The sequence below is a fragment of the Atlantibacter sp. genome, from assembly GCF_032062175.1.
Taxonomy (GTDB): domain Bacteria; phylum Pseudomonadota; class Gammaproteobacteria; order Enterobacterales; family Enterobacteriaceae; genus Atlantibacter.
Map to the genome: position 1 here is coordinate 37,240 of NZ_DAMBQK010000021.1, position 16,625 is coordinate 53,864.

The following is a 16,625-nucleotide window of genomic DNA, read 5'->3' on the forward strand; positions in this document are numbered from 1 at the left end:
TATCGTAATGATTTTCTAACGGACTTGGGTTTTTTTGTGTGGATTCTTTGAAGAGTAGCGAGGGTCTGCATCTGGTGCGAGCAATTCATTTGCGGCATTGTCTGCGGCTGCAACAGCACTATTCCAGATTCTCGGTTTGTAATGCTGACCTGCCCCCCATTGATTAATACCCGGTGGGGTTGGCAACGTCCACTTTTGGCACGAAGCAGCCCCTATCTCTGATGACCTTTCTCGACTCCCACGCAAAAAATCATTCCTCTCCCCTCATCCCAGCCACCACGCGCTGACGATAACAATCTGCGGGCTCAAGCCTGGCCCCTTGCGATGAGCAAACTTCTAACGCTGGCAACGGCTCGCCATTCAACTTATCGAGCAACACCGAGTGTATCTCGCCCTTTTCAAACATATAGCGTTCGCCCCACTGCCGCATGGCGACCACGATCGGAAACACCGAGCGGCCCCTTTCGGTCAGGATGTATTCCTTGTAAGCGCTGCCATCAGACGCCGGGCAAACGTCAAACACGCCGATTTCCACCAGATGCTTGAGACGTGCGGCCAGAATATTTTTCGCCAGACCCAGGTTCTTCTGGAACTCGCTGAATCTGCATACATCATCAAACGCTTCACGAATAATCATTAAACACCAGCGCTCGCCAATCGACTCCAGGGTCCTGACGACGGGGCATTCGTTGGTTCTGAGCGTTACATAGACAGCCCGTTTTCCCGCTATTCAGAGATTGAAAAACGATAGCGATTTGATTTCAGCTTCAGGATTTGCTTGTTTAACCGCCGACAAAAAACCAGAGAAATTGTGGTTAAAAATCGTTAAGTTATTGAAAAACTCAACGTGCTTTTTCTCGCCGTGGTTAAGATAGCTAACCAACCAGTTTTGCCGGTTATTTATTTTGGTAAATCCCGGCTTTATTTGAATAATTTCACTCAGTGGAATTGTACAGGTAACGTCGTTTTTAACTTCATATAAATAGTCGCTGTCGTAATAATAGTCTTTGTGCGAAGCCCCCCGAAAAATCGAGGGGTTGGTGGAAATTTTTTTCAGGCCGTTTTTTTCTGTAATGATGCGTTTTGGATGTCGCACCGCCCTGAAAAACAGCCTTACCAGAATGAATAACACCATCAAGGGTAAAGCCGCTGACAGGATATTCATTATTTCGCGCATTTTTTAGCCCCGCTATAAGTGAATAGTCATACTTAATGATCAATTTCAGGCTGTCAATCTCTTCACCGGCCTTAGCGCAAACCACACCCCCGCCGTCAGTACCAGCAGCATCCCGCTGGCCACCGACAACACCGCGCTGTGCGATTCTTTAAACGCCACGTTCGCCGCATTGACCACCTGCTCGCCCAGTGCCGGACTGAGCTGTTGAGCCACCAGCAGCGCCTCGTTGATAGACGCGCTGGCCTGGGCCATCAGCGTGGCGGGCAATTCTGCTGGCAGGTCAATCGAACCGCTAAACGAATGGCTTAAAATCATGCCGAAAATGGCGATGCCCATGCCCGCGCCCAGCTCATAGGCCATGGTTTCAATCGCCCCGGCCGCGGTAGCTTTTTCTTTCGGGGCCGCCGACATAATCGCGGCGGTAGACGCCAACAGCGCGGTAGCGGCGCTCAACCCCAGCAAAATCATCCAGCCCCAGGCGACGGCGCGCTGGTTGGCTATGTCGGTCATGGCCAGTCCATAGAAACTCAACGCGCTTAATGCCATGCCGAGCGTCGCAACGTTACGCAAGCCAAAGCGCCCGACCAGCGCACCCGCCGCCGGGCCGCTAAAGCTACAGGCCAGCATCAGCGGCAGCATAAACAGCCCGGCCTCCAGCGGCGTAAAGCCGTGGACGAATTGCAGTTCCTGCGCCATCAGCAGTTCGAACCCGACCAGGGTGATCATCGCGGTCAGCGCCATCAGCACGCCGGTTAAGATAATGCGATGAGTGAACAGCGTCAGGTCGATCATCGGCGCGCGGGTGCGTAGCTGGCTGCGGATAAACAGCGCCAATAAGAGCGCACCGCTGATTAACGCCCCCAGCACCAGCAGGATATTGCTGTTCGCTTTGAGGCTGGTTTTTGCCGCAAATACCAGCAGCAGAATAGCGGCGATCAGCATCAGCGCCTGGGTTAAATTCAAGGTTTGCGAACGCTGTACCGGCTGACGCGGAATGCACAAGGTGGTGAACAGCAGCACCAGCGCGATAATCGGCAGGTTGATCAGGAACACCGAGCCCCAGTAATAGTGCTCAAGCAACATACCGCCCACCAGCGGACCAAATGCCGCGCCGCCGGAGCCGACGGCGACCCAAATCCCCAGCGCGATGCCGCGCTCGCGCTCATCATTAAAGGTGCCGCGAATGCCCGCCAGCGTTGCGGGAACGATCATCGCCGCGCCCACCGCCAGCAACGCCCGCGCGGCAATCAGCTCACTGGCCTGGGTTGAGAACGCCGCCGCCAGCGACGCCACGCCAAACAGGGCGCTACCGATCAGCGTCAGGCGCTTATAGCCGATGCGGTCGCCCAGCGCGCCCATCGGCAGCACCATGCCAGCCATCACCAGCGAATAGATATCGATAATCCACAGCAGCTCGTTGCCGGACGCCCCCAGCGCCAGGGTTAATGACGGCACAGCGACGTGCAGTACCGTGGCGTCAATGGCGACGGGAATATAGATCAACACCAAAATAGCTAAGGTATACCACTTACGAAACATACGCTTATCACTCTTCAAACTAACTTGGACGGTTGTCCAGATTTGCGATTCTACGGAAATTTGAACGCGCGTCCAACTTTTTTGATACACTGACGGTCCGCCACAGAGGAGCCAGATATGCGTTATATGAACCGGGAAGATCGTCGGGAGAACGTGATGGAAGCGGCGATGCGCGTGGCGCTTTCCGAGGGGCTTTCCGCCATGACGGTGCGCCGCATCGCCAGTGAAGCCGGGATTGCCGCAGGCCAGGTGCATCACCATTTCGCCTCGTCGATGGCGTTGAAGGCCGAGACATTTTTGCGCCTCAGCCGTCAGTCGCTGGATCTGGAAAGCGCCCCGCCGCTGTCGACCTGGCGTGCAAAACTCAACTGGACGCTGGGATTTGATAACCCCGATATCGAGAGGTATCTGCGACTGTTTGGCGAAGCGGAGGCCCTCGCCCGGCGCGAAGCAGAAATGAAACAGGCGTGGATAATATCAATGGAAATGTGGCACGACGCGACCACACTCATTATTTCTCACGGGGCAAATGAGAATGAATTTCAACTTCGCGACAGTGCGGAAAATATTGCCTGGCGAATTATCGCCTTTGTCAGCGGGCTGGATGGAATTGTCAAACTCGGTTTATCCGGCATGGATGATGACGCCTTTCGCCGTCACGTTGATATTGTGATTAATAATGAATTAATGCCTGCGTCATAAAATTTAAATATAAAAGGCGCACGCGGAATAATTGTGAATTGCGTCACTATTACTTTTTATGACCTTATTAATGGTTATCTATAACATTCACCGCTACGCGGGCAATTATTACAATTAGTAACAATTAACCAAGCGGTTAATCCTCTCCGTAGCGCGTCTCTGGTACTTTTTTATCTATTCTTGTTTTGTTCACCCGCTCAATTTTGTCGCTTTAATTTCAAACGGATGCGCACTTCTCCGCCGTAACCTTTTGTTTCTAATACCGATACAGGCAAGGGGCGATCATGTTACCCACAACTGCAAAAACCAATAGCCATCTTTTAAAAGACTGGAAACCGGAAAACGACGCATTCTGGAACAATAAAGGCAAGGCCATTGCGCGGCGTAATTTAGTGATATCCGTCGCCTGCTTATTATTAGCTTTCTGCGTCTGGATGTTATTTAGCGCCGTAGCGGTCAATCTCAATAAAGTGGGATTTAATTTTACTACCGATCAGCTTTTTTTATTAACCGCGCTGCCGTCATTATCCGGCGCTATTTTACGGGTGCCCTACTCCTTTATGGTGCCGGTGTTCGGTGGCCGATACTGGACGGTGTTAAGCACCGTGATCCTGATTATTCCCTGCATCTGGCTCGGCTTAGCCATTCAAAACCCGGCTACTCCGTTTGAAGTATTTATGATTATTGCATTGCTGTGCGGCTTCGCCGGTGCCAACTTCGCTTCCAGCATGGGCAATATCAGTTTCTTCTTCCCCAAAGCCCGCCAGGGTAGCGCGCTGGGCATTAACGGCGGCATGGGCAATTTGGGCGTCAGCGTGATGCAGATGGTCTCCCCGCTGGTGATCACCCTGCCGATGTTTGTCTTTCTGGGCGTCCACGGCGTCGAGCAGCCGGACGGCTCCTCGTTATGGCTGGCTAACGCCGCGTGGATCTGGGCACCGCTGCTGCTGGTCGCGACCGTCGCCGCCTGGTTCGGCATGAACGATATCGCCAGCTCGAAGGCGTCAATTCGCTCACAGTTACCGGTCCTGAAGCGCGCGCACCTGTGGCTGCTCAGCCTGCTGTATCTGGCGACCTTCGGCTCGTTTATCGGCTTTTCGGCGGGCTTTGCGATGCTGGCGAAAACCCAGTTTCCGGACGTCAACATCCTCAAGTTGGCGTTTTTCGGCCCGTTTATCGGCGCGCTGGCCCGCTCAGCGGGCGGCATGATCTCTGACCGCTTCGGCGGCGTGCGGGTGACGCTGATTAACTTCATCTTTATGGCTATCTTCAGCGCCCTGCTGTTCCTGACCCTGCCGGGCAGCGGCTCGGGCAGCTTCGTGGCGTTTTATCTGGTGTTTATGGGGCTGTTTCTCACTGCCGGTTTAGGCAGCGGCTCAACCTTTCAGATGATCGCGGTGATTTTCCGGCGCATCACTATTTACCGGGTGAAGCTCAAGGGCGGTAGCGAGCAGCAGGCGCAACAGGAAGCCGTCACCGACACCGCCGCCGCGCTGGGCTTTATCTCCGCCATCGGCGCGGTGGGCGGTTTCTTTATTCCAAAAGCCTTCGGCACGTCGCTGGAAATGACCGGCTCGCCGGTGGGCGCAATGAAAGTGTTCCTGGTGTTCTACATCGTTTGTGTGCTGGTGACCTGGCTGGTGTATGGCCGCCCGCAACGTGGAAAAAAATAACTATCGATTCGGCAATGTCATTCAGGAAGGACCCTTCCTGTCAGGAGAAAGCAATGAGCAAACTTCTCGACCGATTTCGCTATTTCAAACTCAAAGGCGACACCTTCGCCGACGACCACGGGCAGGTGATGCACACTAACCGTGACTGGGAGGACAGTTACCGCCAGCGCTGGCAATACGATAAGGTGGTGCGCTCCACGCACGGCGTGAACTGTACCGGCTCCTGTAGCTGGAAAATTTACGTCAAAAACGGCCTGGTAACCTGGGAAACCCAGCAGACCGACTACCCGCGCACCCGCCCTGATTTGCCCAACCACGAACCGCGTGGCTGCCCGCGCGGTGCCAGTTATTCCTGGTATCTGTACAGCGCCAACCGGCTGAAGTATCCGCTGGTGCGTAAACGCCTGATCGAGCTATGGCGCGAGGCGCTGACCCACAACAGCGACCCGGTGGAAGCCTGGGCGTCAATTATGGCCGACCCGGAAAAAACCCAGAGCTACAAGAAAGTGCGCGGGCGCGGCGGGTTTATCCGCTCCAACTGGCAGGAGCTGAACCAGTTGATTGCCGCCGCCAACGTCTGGACCATCAAAACCTACGGGCCGGACCGGGTGGCCGGTTTCTCGCCGATCCCGGCGATGTCGATGGTCTCCTACGCGGCGGGCACCCGCTATCTGTCGCTGATTGGCGGCACCTGCCTGAGCTTTTATGACTGGTACTGCGATTTGCCGCCCGCCTCGCCGATGACCTGGGGCGAACAGACTGACGTACCCGAATCCGCCGACTGGTACAACTCCAGTTATATCATCGCCTGGGGTTCTAACGTCCCGCAGACCCGCAGCCCGGACGCGCACTTTTTTACCGAAGTGCGCTACAAAGGCACCAAAACCATCGCCATCACCCCTGACTACTCCGAAGTGGCGAAGCTGTGCGACCAGTGGCTGGCCCCAAAACAGGGCACCGACAGCGCGCTGGCGATGGCAATGGGCCATGTGATTTTGCGCCAGTTCCATCTCGATAATCCCGGCGACTACTTTATCAACTACTGCCGCCGCTATACCGATATGCCGATGCTGGTGCTGCTGGAGCCGCGCGCCGAAGGCTACTTCGCGCCGGGCCGGATGCTGCGCGCCAGCGATCTGCTGGACGGGCTCGGCCAGGCCAACAATCCGGAATGGAAAACCGTGGCGGTTAACCGCGCCGGGGATCTGGTGGTGCCGAACGGTTCGATTGGCTTTCGCTGGGGCGAACAGGGCAAATGGAACCTGGAAAGCCTGGCGGCAGGCGTGGAAACCGAGCTGGAACTGAGCCTGCTGGGGCGGCATGACGCGGTAGATGACGTCGCGTTCCCCTACTTCGGCGGCCAGGAGAACCCGCACTTCCGCCATGTTAAACACGACCCGATTATGCTGCACAAGCTGCCGGTCAAAACCCTGATCCTGGCGGACGGCAGTGAAGGCCGGGTGGTCAGCGTTTACGACCTGATTCTGGCGAACTACGGTCTCGATCGCGGGCTGGACGATGCGCATTGCGCCAGCGACTTCAATGAGATCAAACCTTACACCCCGGCCTGGGCCGAGCAGATTTGCGGCGTGCCGCGTCAGCATATTGAACAGATCGCCCACGAGTTCGCCGATACCGCGCTGAAAACCCACGGTCGCTCGATGATTATTCTCGGCGCGGGGGTCAACCACTGGTATCACATGGACATGAACTACCGGGGAATGATCAATATTCTGGTGTTCTGCGGCTGCGTCGGGCAAACCGGCGGCGGCTGGGCGCACTATGTGGGCCAGGAGAAATTGCGCCCGCAAACCGGCTGGATGCCGCTGGCGTTCGCCCTAGACTGGAACCGCCCGCCGCGCCAGATGAACAGCACCTCGTTTTTCTATAACCACGCCAGCCAGTGGCGCTATGAAAAACTCACCGCTCAGGAGCTGCTGTCGCCGCTGGCGGACCCGTCTAAATTTACCGGCCATCTGATCGACTTTAACGTGCGCGCCGAGCGCATGGGCTGGCTGCCGTCCGCGCCGCAGTTGGGGGTCAATCCGCTGCACCTGGCCGCCCGCGCCAAAGAGGCCGGGATGTCGCCCATCGATTACACCGTGCAGTCGCTAAAATCCGGCGATGTGCGCTTCGCCTGCGAACAGCCGGACAACGGGCAGAACCACCCGCGCAATATGTTTATCTGGCGCTCAAATCTGCTGGGCTCGTCCGGTAAAGGCCACGAGTACATGCTGCGCTATCTGCTGGGCACCGAAAGCGGGATCCAGGGCGAGGATTTAGGCAGCACCGACGACGTGAAGCCGGAAGAAGTGGAATGGCAAGGCGGCGCGATTGAGGGCAAGCTGGATCTGCTGGTGACGCTCGACTTCCGCATGTCCAGCACCTGCCTGTTCTCGGATATCGTGCTGCCCACCGCCACCTGGTACGAAAAGGACGATATGAATACCTCGGATATGCATCCGTTTATTCACCCGCTTTCCGCCGCAGTAGACCCGGCCTGGGAATCGAAAAGCGACTGGGAAATTTACAAGGGCATCGCCAACGCGTTTTCGGCGGTGTGCGTCGGGCATCTGGGTAAAGAGACCGACGTGGTGCTGCAACCGTTGCAGCACGACTCTCCGGCAGAACTGGCCCAACCGTTTGAGATCCTCGACTGGCGCAAAGGCGAATGTGACCTTATACCCGGCAAAACCGCGCCGAACATTGTGGTGCTGGAGCGCGATTACCCCGCCACCTGGGAACGCTTTACCTCACTCGGCCCGCTGATGGACAAACTCGGTAACGGCGGGAAAGGCATTAGCTGGAATACCGAGAGCGAAGTCGAACTGCTCGGCAAACTCAACTACCGTAAAACCGACGGGCCCGCCGCCGGACGCCCGAAAATTGACAGCGCCATTGACGCCTCGGAAGTGATCCTAGCACTCGCGCCGGAAACCAACGGCCAGGTGGCGGTGAAAGCCTGGGAAGCGTTGAGCAAGTTCACCGGGCGCGAGCATGCCCATCTGGCGCTACCGAAAGAAGACGAGAAAATTCGTTTTCGCGATATCGTGGCCCAGCCGCGCAAAATCATCTCCAGCCCCACCTGGTCCGGGCTGGAAGACGAACATGTCTCCTATAACGCCGGTTACACCAACGTTCACGAGCTGATCCCCTGGCGCACCCTGTCGGGCCGCCAGCAACTGTATCAGGATCACCAGTGGATGCGCGCCTTCGGGGAAAGCCTGGTGACCTACCGCCCGCCGGTAGATACCCGCAGCGTCAGCGCCATGCGCGAGGTGCCGTCTAACGGGTTCCCGGAAAAAGCGCTTAACTTCCTGACGCCGCATCAGAAATGGGGCATCCACTCGACCTACAGCGAAAACCTGCTGATGCTGACCCTGTCGCGCGGCGGGCCGATTGTCTGGATCAGCGAAACCGATGCCAGAGAGTTAGGCATCGCCGATAACGACTGGATCGAAGCCTTTAACGCCAACGGCGCGCTTACCGCCCGCGCGGTGGTCAGCCAGCGCGTCCCGCCGGGCATGACCATGATGTACCACGCCCAGGAGCGCCTGATGAACATCCCAGGTTCGGAGGTGACCGGTATGCGCGGCGGCATCCACAACTCGGTGACCCGCGTCTGCCCGAAACCAACCCATATGATTGGCGGCTACGCCCAACTGGCGTACAGCTTCAACTACTACGGCACCGTGGGTTCTAACCGCGATGAATTCATCCTGATCCGCAAGATGCGCAACATCGACTGGCTGGATGACGAAGGTAACAATCAGGTACAGGAGGCCGCGAAATGAAAATCCGTTCACAAGTCGGTATGGTCATGAATCTGGATAAGTGCATCGGCTGCCACACCTGTTCGGTGACCTGTAAAAACGTCTGGACCGGGCGCGAGGGCATGGAATACGCGTGGTTTAACAACGTCGAAACCAAGCCGGGCATTGGGTATCCCAAAAACTGGGAAGACCAGGACCGCTGGGAAGGCGGCTGGATCCGCAAAATTAGCGGTCGGCTGGTGCCGCGCCTGGGCGGCAAGCTGGGGGTGATGTCGAAAATTTTCGCCAACCCGGTACTGCCGTCCATCGACGATTATTACGAACCGTTCAGCTTCGACTATCAGCATCTGCATAACGCGCCGGAAGGCAAACACGTCCCCACCGCCCGCCCGCGTTCGCTGCTTACCGGCAAGCGTATGGAAAAAGTGGAATGGGGTCCGAACTGGGAGGAGCTGCTGGGTGGCGAATTCAGCAAACGCCAGGCGGATAAAAACTTCGAAGCCATGCAGACCGAGATGTACGGCCAGTTCGAAAACACCTTCATGATGTATCTGCCGCGCCTGTGCGAGCACTGCCTTAACCCCAGTTGCGTGGCGACCTGCCCGAGCGGCGCGATTTATAAGCGCGAGGAAGACGGCATTGTGCTGATCGACCAGGACAAATGCCGTGGCTGGCGGCTGTGCATCAGCGGCTGCCCGTACAAGAAAATCTACTTTAACTGGAAGAGCGGCAAGTCAGAAAAATGCATTCTCTGCTATCCGCGTATTGAATCCGGCCAGCCGACGGTGTGCTCGGAAACCTGCGTCGGGCGCATTCGCTATCTCGGCGTGGTGCTGTACGACGCGGATCGTATTCTCGAAGCCGCCAGCACCGAACATCAAACTGACCTGTACGAGCGCCAGTGCGACGTGTTCTTAAACCCTAACGACCCGAACGTGATTGAAGAGGCGCTGAAACAGGGCATTCCGGCCAACGTGATCGACGCGGCTCAGAAATCCCCGGTGTACAAACTGGCGATGGACTGGAAGCTGGCGCTGCCGCTACACCCGGAATACCGCACCCTGCCGATGGTCTGGTACGTGCCGCCGTTGTCGCCGATCCAGTCGGTGGCGGATGCGGGCGGCCTGCCGCGCACCGATTCGGTATTACCGGCGGTGGAAAGCCTGCGTATTCCGGTGCAGTACCTGGCGAATATGCTGAGCGCGGGCGACCCGGCCCCGGTACTGCGCGCCCTGAAACGAATGATGGCGATGCGCCACTATATGCGTTCGCAAACCGTGGAAGGCGTGACCGATACCCGCGCCATCGACGAAGTGGGCCTCAGCGAAGCCCAGGTGCAGGAGATGTATCGCTATCTGGCGATCGCCAACTATGAAGACCGCTTCGTGATCCCCACCAGTCACCGGGAAATGGCCCGCGACGCGTTCCCGGAGCGTAACGGCTGCGGCTTTACCTTTGGCGACGGCTGTAAGGGTTCGGACAGTAAATTCAACCTGTTTAACAGCAGCCGTATCGACGCCATCAACATCACCGAGATTCGCGATAAAGCGGAGGGTGAATAATGCAAAGCTTAAAAATTATCGCCCTGCTGATGGAGTACCCCAACGAGGAGCTGTGGGACGCGGCGGAGGAGTTACGCGCCGCCGTGGCGCAGGACGCGCCGAAGGCGATGGCCTTTGCCGAACAGTTTTTCGCCGCCCCACTGATCGACAAGCAGGCGGAATGGTGCGAACTGTTCGACCGGGGCCGCGCCACGTCTTTGTTGTTGTTCGAACACGTCCACGCCGAATCGCGGGATCGCGGCCAGGCGATGGTCGATTTAATGGCCCAGTATGAGAAAGCAGGCCTGCAACTGGACAGCCGTGAACTGCCGGACTGGCTGCCGCTGTATCTGGAATATCTCAGCATCCAGCCCGAACAGGACGCGCGCCAGGGGCTGAACGACGTGGCGCCGATCCTCGCGCTGCTGGGCGGGCGGCTGAAACAGCGCCAGTCGCCGTACAGCCAGTTGTTCGATGCGCTGTTGGCGATTGCCGGCAGCCAGTACCGCAGCGACAGCGTCGCCACTCAGGTGACCAAAGAAGCCCGTGACGATACGCCCCAGGCGCTGGATGCCATCTGGGAAGAGGAGCAGGTGAAGTTTATCGACGACCAGGGTTGCAGTACCGATGCATCACCGCAACAGCAGCATCAACGGCGTTTTAGTGACAACGTCACGCCTCAGTATCTGGATATCAGTGCCGGAGGTCCCAAATGATCAACTATCTGAACTTCTTCTTTTATGACATCTATCCGTACCTGTGCGGGACGGTGTTTATCCTCGGCAGTTGGCTGCGCTACGACTACGGACAGTACACCTGGCGCGCAGGCTCCAGCCAGATGCTGGATAAAAAAGGCATGACGCTGGCGTCTAACCTGTTTCACATCGGGATCATCGGCATCTTCTTCGGGCACTTGTTCGGGATGCTGACGCCGCACTGGGCCTATGCGTGGTTTTTGCCGATGGCGACCAAGCAGTTAATGGCGATGTGGCTCGGCGGGATTTGCGGGGTACTGACGCTGGTGGGCGGGCTAATGCTGTTATACCGGCGGCTGACCAACACGCGCGTGCGGGCCAGTTCCAGTACGGCGGATATTCTGATCCTCGCGTTGCTGATGATCCAGTGCGCGCTGGGCCTGTTAACCATTCCGTTCTCCGCGCAGTTTATGGATGGCAGCGAGATGCTGAAGCTGGTGGACTGGGCGCAGGCGGTAGTCACCTTCCAGGGCGGCGCGGCGACCTATCTTGACGGGGTGGCGTTCGTTTACCGGGTGCATCTGGTGCTGGGGATGACGTTGTTCCTGCTGTTCCCGTTCACCCGTCTGGTGCATATGTGGAGCGCGCCGGTGGAATACTTCACCCGGCGCTACCAGATTGTGAAATCCCGGCGCTAACCTCGTCTCAGCGGCTGCGTTTGGCGTGGCGTTCCCAGTTATCCAGCCGCTGGGCATCTGATTTTTTCAGCGCAACGTAGCAAGCTCCGCTGCCGCCATGATGGGGCAGCGCGGCACAAAACGCCTGTACCTCTTCGAACTCCCCTAACCAACGCGCCAGATAGCTGCGCACGATATTGGCGTGGGATTTCTCTTCCCGCCCCTTGCCGTGCACGATCAGTACATTGCGGATCCCCTGCTGTTTTGCCTGGTGGATAAAGGCAAACAGCTTTTGTCGGCACTGTTCAACCGGCATACGCAGCAGATTCAGGTTGGCCTGCTGGGGATATTTGCCCTGGCGCAGTTTATCGAGCACGCCCTGCTGGACCCCTTCGCGCTTAAATTCCAGCGGCTGATTGAGCGGAATGATGTCCAGATAGCCGGTGGTTAAAAAGTTATCCAGTTGCAGCACGTCTACCGGCGCGGCAACGCGGCCCGGCTTCGGTTTTTGCCAGGTGGTACAAGAGGCGTTCTTCAGCGGTTTAACATCATCCATGGCCTCAAGAAAAAGTGATTTGTCCTCAGGTTTCATGTGCAGGCCTCCGGATGTCTTGCAGGCCCAACACTATAGCCGCCCTTGCTGCGGGTCTCAAGACGGCTAAACGCAATGTCTTATCTTTACCAAACGTGCTGCTTTTTTATTTCCAGGAATTTATTTAAATCTTTCGCAAAATATATTTTCTCCAGACGGCAGATAATTTATTAACGCTGAATAATTCAGCAATATTTAACCATCGAATCGTTTCGCTGTTATTTTTGTGAATTTAATCACTTAAAATTATTATTATTTTTAACCCTTCATTGCTATACCTTAATCACCTGGCGCAATGGAAAAAATCCAGGAAATAAGCCCCGAAAGCACTGCTGTGTATTGTAGAGCCTGTTCGATGTCGGCAGGCTCTTTTTTTTATTATTTAAAATATATTTATCTGGAAATAATCAACACCTGGTTTTATCCGGTTAATTAAGCGCCAGCGCTTAATCCGCCTGGGGTGCAATTCATTGGCATTTAGGGGTATACAGAATATAACCGGAACGTGCTATGTTGAAGAACTCCCCCTGTCTGTGTAGCCGCTGAGAATTAACCATGCTAACCCTTCTTGAAGATAAAATTGAAACCCCGCTGGGGCCGTTATGGATATTGTGCGATGAGCAATTTCAGTTACGCGCCGTGGAATGGGAAGAACACAGCGACAGAATGGTTGAATTGCTGAACATTCATTATCGCCTCAGCGGGTATCACCGCGTCGCCTGCAAAAACCCTGGTGGCCTGAGCGCTAAACTACAGAATTATTTTGACGGCGACCTGGCGGTTATTGATACGCTGCCTACCGCCACTGCCGGGACGCCGTTTCAGCGTGAAGTCTGGAAAGCGCTGCGCGCCATTCCCTGCGGGCAGATCCTCTCTTACGGACAGTTGGCGGCGCAGCTTGGCCGCAGCGGCGCGGCCCGCGCGGTTGGCGCAGCAAATGGTTCCAATCCCGTCAGCATCGTGGTGCCCTGCCACCGGGTGATTGGCAGCAGCGGCGCGCTGACGGGCTATGCAGGCGGGGTCACTCGCAAAGAGTGGTTGCTGCGTCATGAAGGTTATCTTTTACTCTAATTGAACTCAGTTTTCGGAACTTTTTATATCCGTAGTAATCAAGGGGATAGCAAAAAAGTACTCCTTTTTTCATGTGTTTGTGATCGGTTTGCTGTTCCGGTCGATTTACCTGCTCAACAAAAAGATGTTAAAATTGACCAATATCAATGTAAGGCTTGAGCAGACCTATGATCCCGGAAAAGCGAATTATTCGACGCATTCAGTCTGGCGGTTGTGCCATCCATTGTCAGGATTGCAGCATCAGCCAACTGTGCATCCCCTTCACCCTCAACGAACACGAGCTCGACCAGCTTGATAACATTATCGAGCGCAAAAAACCGATTCAGAAAGGGCAAACGCTGTTCAAGGCGGGTGATGAGTTGAAGTCGCTGTATGCCATTCGTTCCGGTACCATTAAGAGCTACACCATTACCGAGCAGGGCGATGAGCAAATCACTGGCTTCCATCTGGCGGGCGATTTAGTCGGCTTTGACGCCATCGGTTCCGGTCATCACCCGAGCTTTGCCCAGGCGCTGGAAACCTCAATGGTTTGCGAAATCCCGTTTGAAACCTTAGACGATCTGTCCGGTAAAATGCCGAACCTGCGCCAGCAGATGATGCGTCTGATGAGCGGCGAGATCAAAGGCGACCAGGATATGATCCTGCTGTTGTCCAAGAAAAACGCCGAAGAGCGCCTGGCCGCGTTTATCTATAACCTGTCGCGCCGCTTTGCCCAGCGTGGTTTCTCGCCGCGTGAGTTCCGTCTCACCATGACCCGGGGTGATATCGGCAACTACCTCGGTCTGACCGTGGAAACCATCAGCCGCCTGTTGGGACGTTTCCAGAAAAGCGGCATGCTGGCGGTAAAAGGCAAATATATCACTATCGAAAACAGTGATACCCTGGCGCAACTGGCTGGCCACTCGCGCAACGTCGCATAACCCCATTTTTCCAGACGCCGTATCGTTAAATTTTTTTAATTTATTGATCCGGCGTTTGCTTCTCCCCTGTTTCATTCAATCTCTATGGGTTAATCTTACTTTACAGACTGTGGTTTGCAGTTGTAAGGAGACCCTGTATGGCAAATTATCAAAACATGCTGGTGGTTATTGACCCAGGCCAGGACGATCAGCCCGCGCTGCGGCGTGCGGTGTATTTGCATCAACGCATTGGCGGCAAAATCAAAGCCTTTTTGCCCATCTATGACTTCTCGTATGAGATGACCACCCTGCTGTCCCCCGATGAGCGCACCGCAATGCGCCAGGGCGTGATTAGCCAGCGCACCGCATGGATACGCGAACAAGCAGAACACTATGTCGAATCCGGTATTCCGATTGAAATCAAAGTGGTATGGCATAACCGCCCCTTTGAAGCCATCATCCAGGAAGTGAAAACCGCTAAGCACGATTTGGTGCTGAAAATGACCCACCAGCACGACAAACTTGAATCCGTGATCTTCACCCCCACCGACTGGCACCTGCTGCGTAAATGCCCTTGCCCGGTGTGGATGGTGAAAGACCAACCGTGGCCGGAAGGCGGTAAAGCCCTGGTAGCGGTGAATCTGGCCAGTGAAGAGATTTACCACAACGCCCTGAACGATAAGCTGGTGCGTGAAACGCTGCATCTGGCTGAGCAGGTCAACCATACCGAAGTGCATCTGGTGGGCGCCTTCCCCGCCACGCCGATTAATATCGCCATCGAACTGCCCGATTTTGACCCCAGCGTGTATAACGACGCAATCCGCGGTCAGCATTTAATTGCTATGAAAGCGTTGCGCCAGAAATACTCGATTGGCGAGAACATGACCCACGTCGAAAAAGGCCTGCCGGAAGAAGTGATCCCCGATCTTGCCGAGCATTTGCAGGCCGGGATTGTGGTGCTGGGCACCGTTGGCCGCACCGGGCTGTCCGCCGCGTTCCTGGGCAATACGGCGGAACAGGTCATCGACCATCTGCGCTGCGATTTACTGGCGATTAAACCGGATGATTACCAAACGCCTGTCGAACTGGACGACGACGAAGACGATTAACCTTATCGTTTCCTACGGCACGCCCCTGCGGCGTGCTTTTTTTCTGGTCTGTTATAAGCCAGGGTTAAAATAGACACACCCGGACGCCTGGAGTAACATCGTTATTCTGATTCAAAATGGAGTTTGCTGACTGATGTCGCCGACAATTTATGATATCGCGCGGGTGGCGAATGTCTCTAAATCCACCGTTTCGCGAGTTCTGAATAAGCAAACCAATATTTCTGACGACGCCCGAGAGCGGGTTTTGAAAGCCATCGAAGAATTAAATTATCAGCCGAATAAACTGGCGCGCGCCCTGACGTCATCGGGTTTTGACGCCATTATGGTTATTTCCACCCGCTCCACCAAAACCACCTCTGGCAATCCTTTCTTTTCAGATGTGCTGCACGCCATTATCGCGCGGGCGGAGAATGAAGGCTTTGACGTAATATTGCAAACGTCAAAGAACAGCGCGGAAGATTTAGAAAAATGCCTGACCAAAATAAAACAAAAAATGATCAAGGGCATTATTATGCTCAGTTCCCCGGTGAATGAGCACTTCTTTGCTGAACTGGATAAATACCCTATTCCGGTGGTAGTTATCGGTGGCCTAAAAGGCCGCTACCAGAACATTTGCTCGGTGGACACCGACAACTTTCAGGATAGTATCCGGCTTACCCAAACCCTGATCGACCGGGGGTTTCAGCGTATCGCCTGTTTGCATGCCCCGCTTGATTACCATGTTTCGCTCGACAGGCTTGAGGGGTGTAAAACTGCCCTGGCCCGTAATGGGCTCGCGGTGCACGAGGAGCTGATGGTTGACGGCGGTTATACCCAGCACAGCGCACTCGAAGCAGCGGAGAAGCTCTTATCCCTGGCCTCACTGCCCGACGCGATTTTCGCCACCGACAGCCTGAAGCTGATGAGCCTGTACCGCGTGGCGGCACGCCTGAATATCGGCATTCCGCAGCAGCTTGCAGTGATCGGTTACAGCGACGCCATTTTATCTTTTATGCTGACGCCCCCGCCGAGCGGAATCGAAATCCCGATTCAGGCGCTGGGTGATACCAGCAGCGCGTTACTGTTCGACCGCATCGCGAATAAACCGACGCCTGGCTCTATTATATTAGCCACCGAAAATGTCATTACCGGCTCGCTTCCAGGATAACGTAAAAAGCGCAGGTGCGTCGGCCTGCGC

General features: G+C 55.6%; 14 protein-coding genes. 10 read left to right on the forward strand and 4 right to left on the reverse strand.

The features are described 5' to 3' along the window. Positions 1–250: 250 nt before the first annotated feature. The 3 genes from RT120_RS16880 to RT120_RS16890 form a co-directional block, all read right to left on the reverse strand. Positions 251–667 (reverse strand): helix-turn-helix domain-containing protein, encoded by a 417-nt coding sequence (locus RT120_RS16880; RefSeq protein ID WP_312984484.1) that lies wholly within the window; start codon positions 665–667, stop codon positions 251–253. Between the two features lie 63 nt (positions 668–730). Next, positions 731–1,177: a hypothetical protein gene (locus tag RT120_RS16885; protein ID WP_312984395.1), complete on the reverse strand. Its 447-nt coding sequence runs from the start codon at positions 1,175–1,177 to the stop codon at positions 731–733. A gap of 45 nt (positions 1,178–1,222) precedes the next feature. Continuing rightward, a complete protein-coding gene (locus RT120_RS16890) occupies positions 1,223–2,716 on the reverse strand; it encodes a SmvA family efflux MFS transporter (protein ID WP_312984397.1) in 1,494 nt (497 codons plus the stop codon). A 117-nt stretch (positions 2,717–2,833) separates the two neighbouring features. Here RT120_RS16890 and RT120_RS16895 point away from each other — a divergent pair, with 117 nt between their 5' ends. The 6 genes from RT120_RS16895 (at position 2,834) to narI (ending at position 11,798) form a co-directional block, all read left to right on the forward strand. Next, the gene (locus tag RT120_RS16895; protein ID WP_312984399.1) at positions 2,834–3,418 is read left to right on the forward strand and encodes a TetR family transcriptional regulator; all 585 of its coding nucleotides are present in this window, start codon (positions 2,834–2,836) and stop codon (positions 3,416–3,418) included. A gap of 284 nt (positions 3,419–3,702) precedes the next feature. Further along, positions 3,703–5,091 (forward strand): NarK family nitrate/nitrite MFS transporter, encoded by a 1,389-nt coding sequence (locus RT120_RS16900; RefSeq protein ID WP_312984401.1) that lies wholly within the window; start codon positions 3,703–3,705, stop codon positions 5,089–5,091. Positions 5,092–5,144: 53 nt separating this feature from the next. After that, complete coding sequence (locus RT120_RS16905) at positions 5,145–8,885, forward strand: nitrate reductase subunit alpha (RefSeq protein ID WP_312984403.1); 3,741 nt, start codon at positions 5,145–5,147, stop codon at positions 8,883–8,885. Further along, positions 8,882–10,426, forward strand: coding sequence for a nitrate reductase subunit beta (gene narH, locus RT120_RS16910; protein WP_312984405.1), 1,545 nt, complete (start codon positions 8,882–8,884; stop codon positions 10,424–10,426). Before RT120_RS16905 ends, narH begins: the two co-directional genes overlap by 4 nt. After that, positions 10,426–11,121 (forward strand): nitrate reductase molybdenum cofactor assembly chaperone, encoded by a 696-nt coding sequence (gene narJ / locus RT120_RS16915; RefSeq protein ID WP_312984407.1) that lies wholly within the window; start codon positions 10,426–10,428, stop codon positions 11,119–11,121. The genes narH and narJ overlap by 1 nt, the downstream gene beginning before the upstream one ends. Next, positions 11,118–11,798 carry a respiratory nitrate reductase subunit gamma gene (narI, locus tag RT120_RS16920; RefSeq protein ID WP_312984409.1) on the forward strand — a complete coding sequence of 227 codons (681 nt, stop codon included), beginning with the start codon at positions 11,118–11,120 and terminating at the stop codon, positions 11,796–11,798. Before narJ ends, narI begins: the two co-directional genes overlap by 4 nt. A gap of 7 nt (positions 11,799–11,805) precedes the next feature. Here the strand turns inward: narI and smrA are convergent, their stop codons facing one another. After that, the gene (gene smrA, locus RT120_RS16925) at positions 11,806–12,369 is read right to left on the reverse strand and encodes a DNA endonuclease SmrA (protein ID WP_312984412.1); all 564 of its coding nucleotides are present in this window, start codon (positions 12,367–12,369) and stop codon (positions 11,806–11,808) included. A 555-nt stretch (positions 12,370–12,924) separates the two neighbouring features. On the opposite strand from smrA, the gene ogt reads away from it, so the two are divergent. From ogt to RT120_RS16945, 4 genes are all read left to right on the forward strand, one after another. Then, a complete protein-coding gene (ogt, locus tag RT120_RS16930; protein WP_312984414.1) occupies positions 12,925–13,440 on the forward strand; it encodes a methylated-DNA--[protein]-cysteine S-methyltransferase in 516 nt (171 codons plus the stop codon). 167 nt (positions 13,441–13,607) lie between these two features. Next, positions 13,608–14,360: a fumarate/nitrate reduction transcriptional regulator Fnr gene (gene fnr / locus RT120_RS16935; protein ID WP_125293384.1), complete on the forward strand. Its 753-nt coding sequence runs from the start codon at positions 13,608–13,610 to the stop codon at positions 14,358–14,360. 137 nt (positions 14,361–14,497) lie between these two features. Next, on the forward strand, positions 14,498–15,448 hold the full coding sequence (uspE, locus tag RT120_RS16940; RefSeq protein WP_312984418.1) for a universal stress protein UspE: 951 nt from the start codon (positions 14,498–14,500) through the stop codon (positions 15,446–15,448). 133 nt (positions 15,449–15,581) lie between these two features. Beyond that, positions 15,582–16,595, forward strand: coding sequence for a LacI family DNA-binding transcriptional regulator (locus tag RT120_RS16945; protein WP_312984420.1), 1,014 nt, complete (start codon positions 15,582–15,584; stop codon positions 16,593–16,595). Positions 16,596–16,625: the final 30 nt, after the last annotated feature.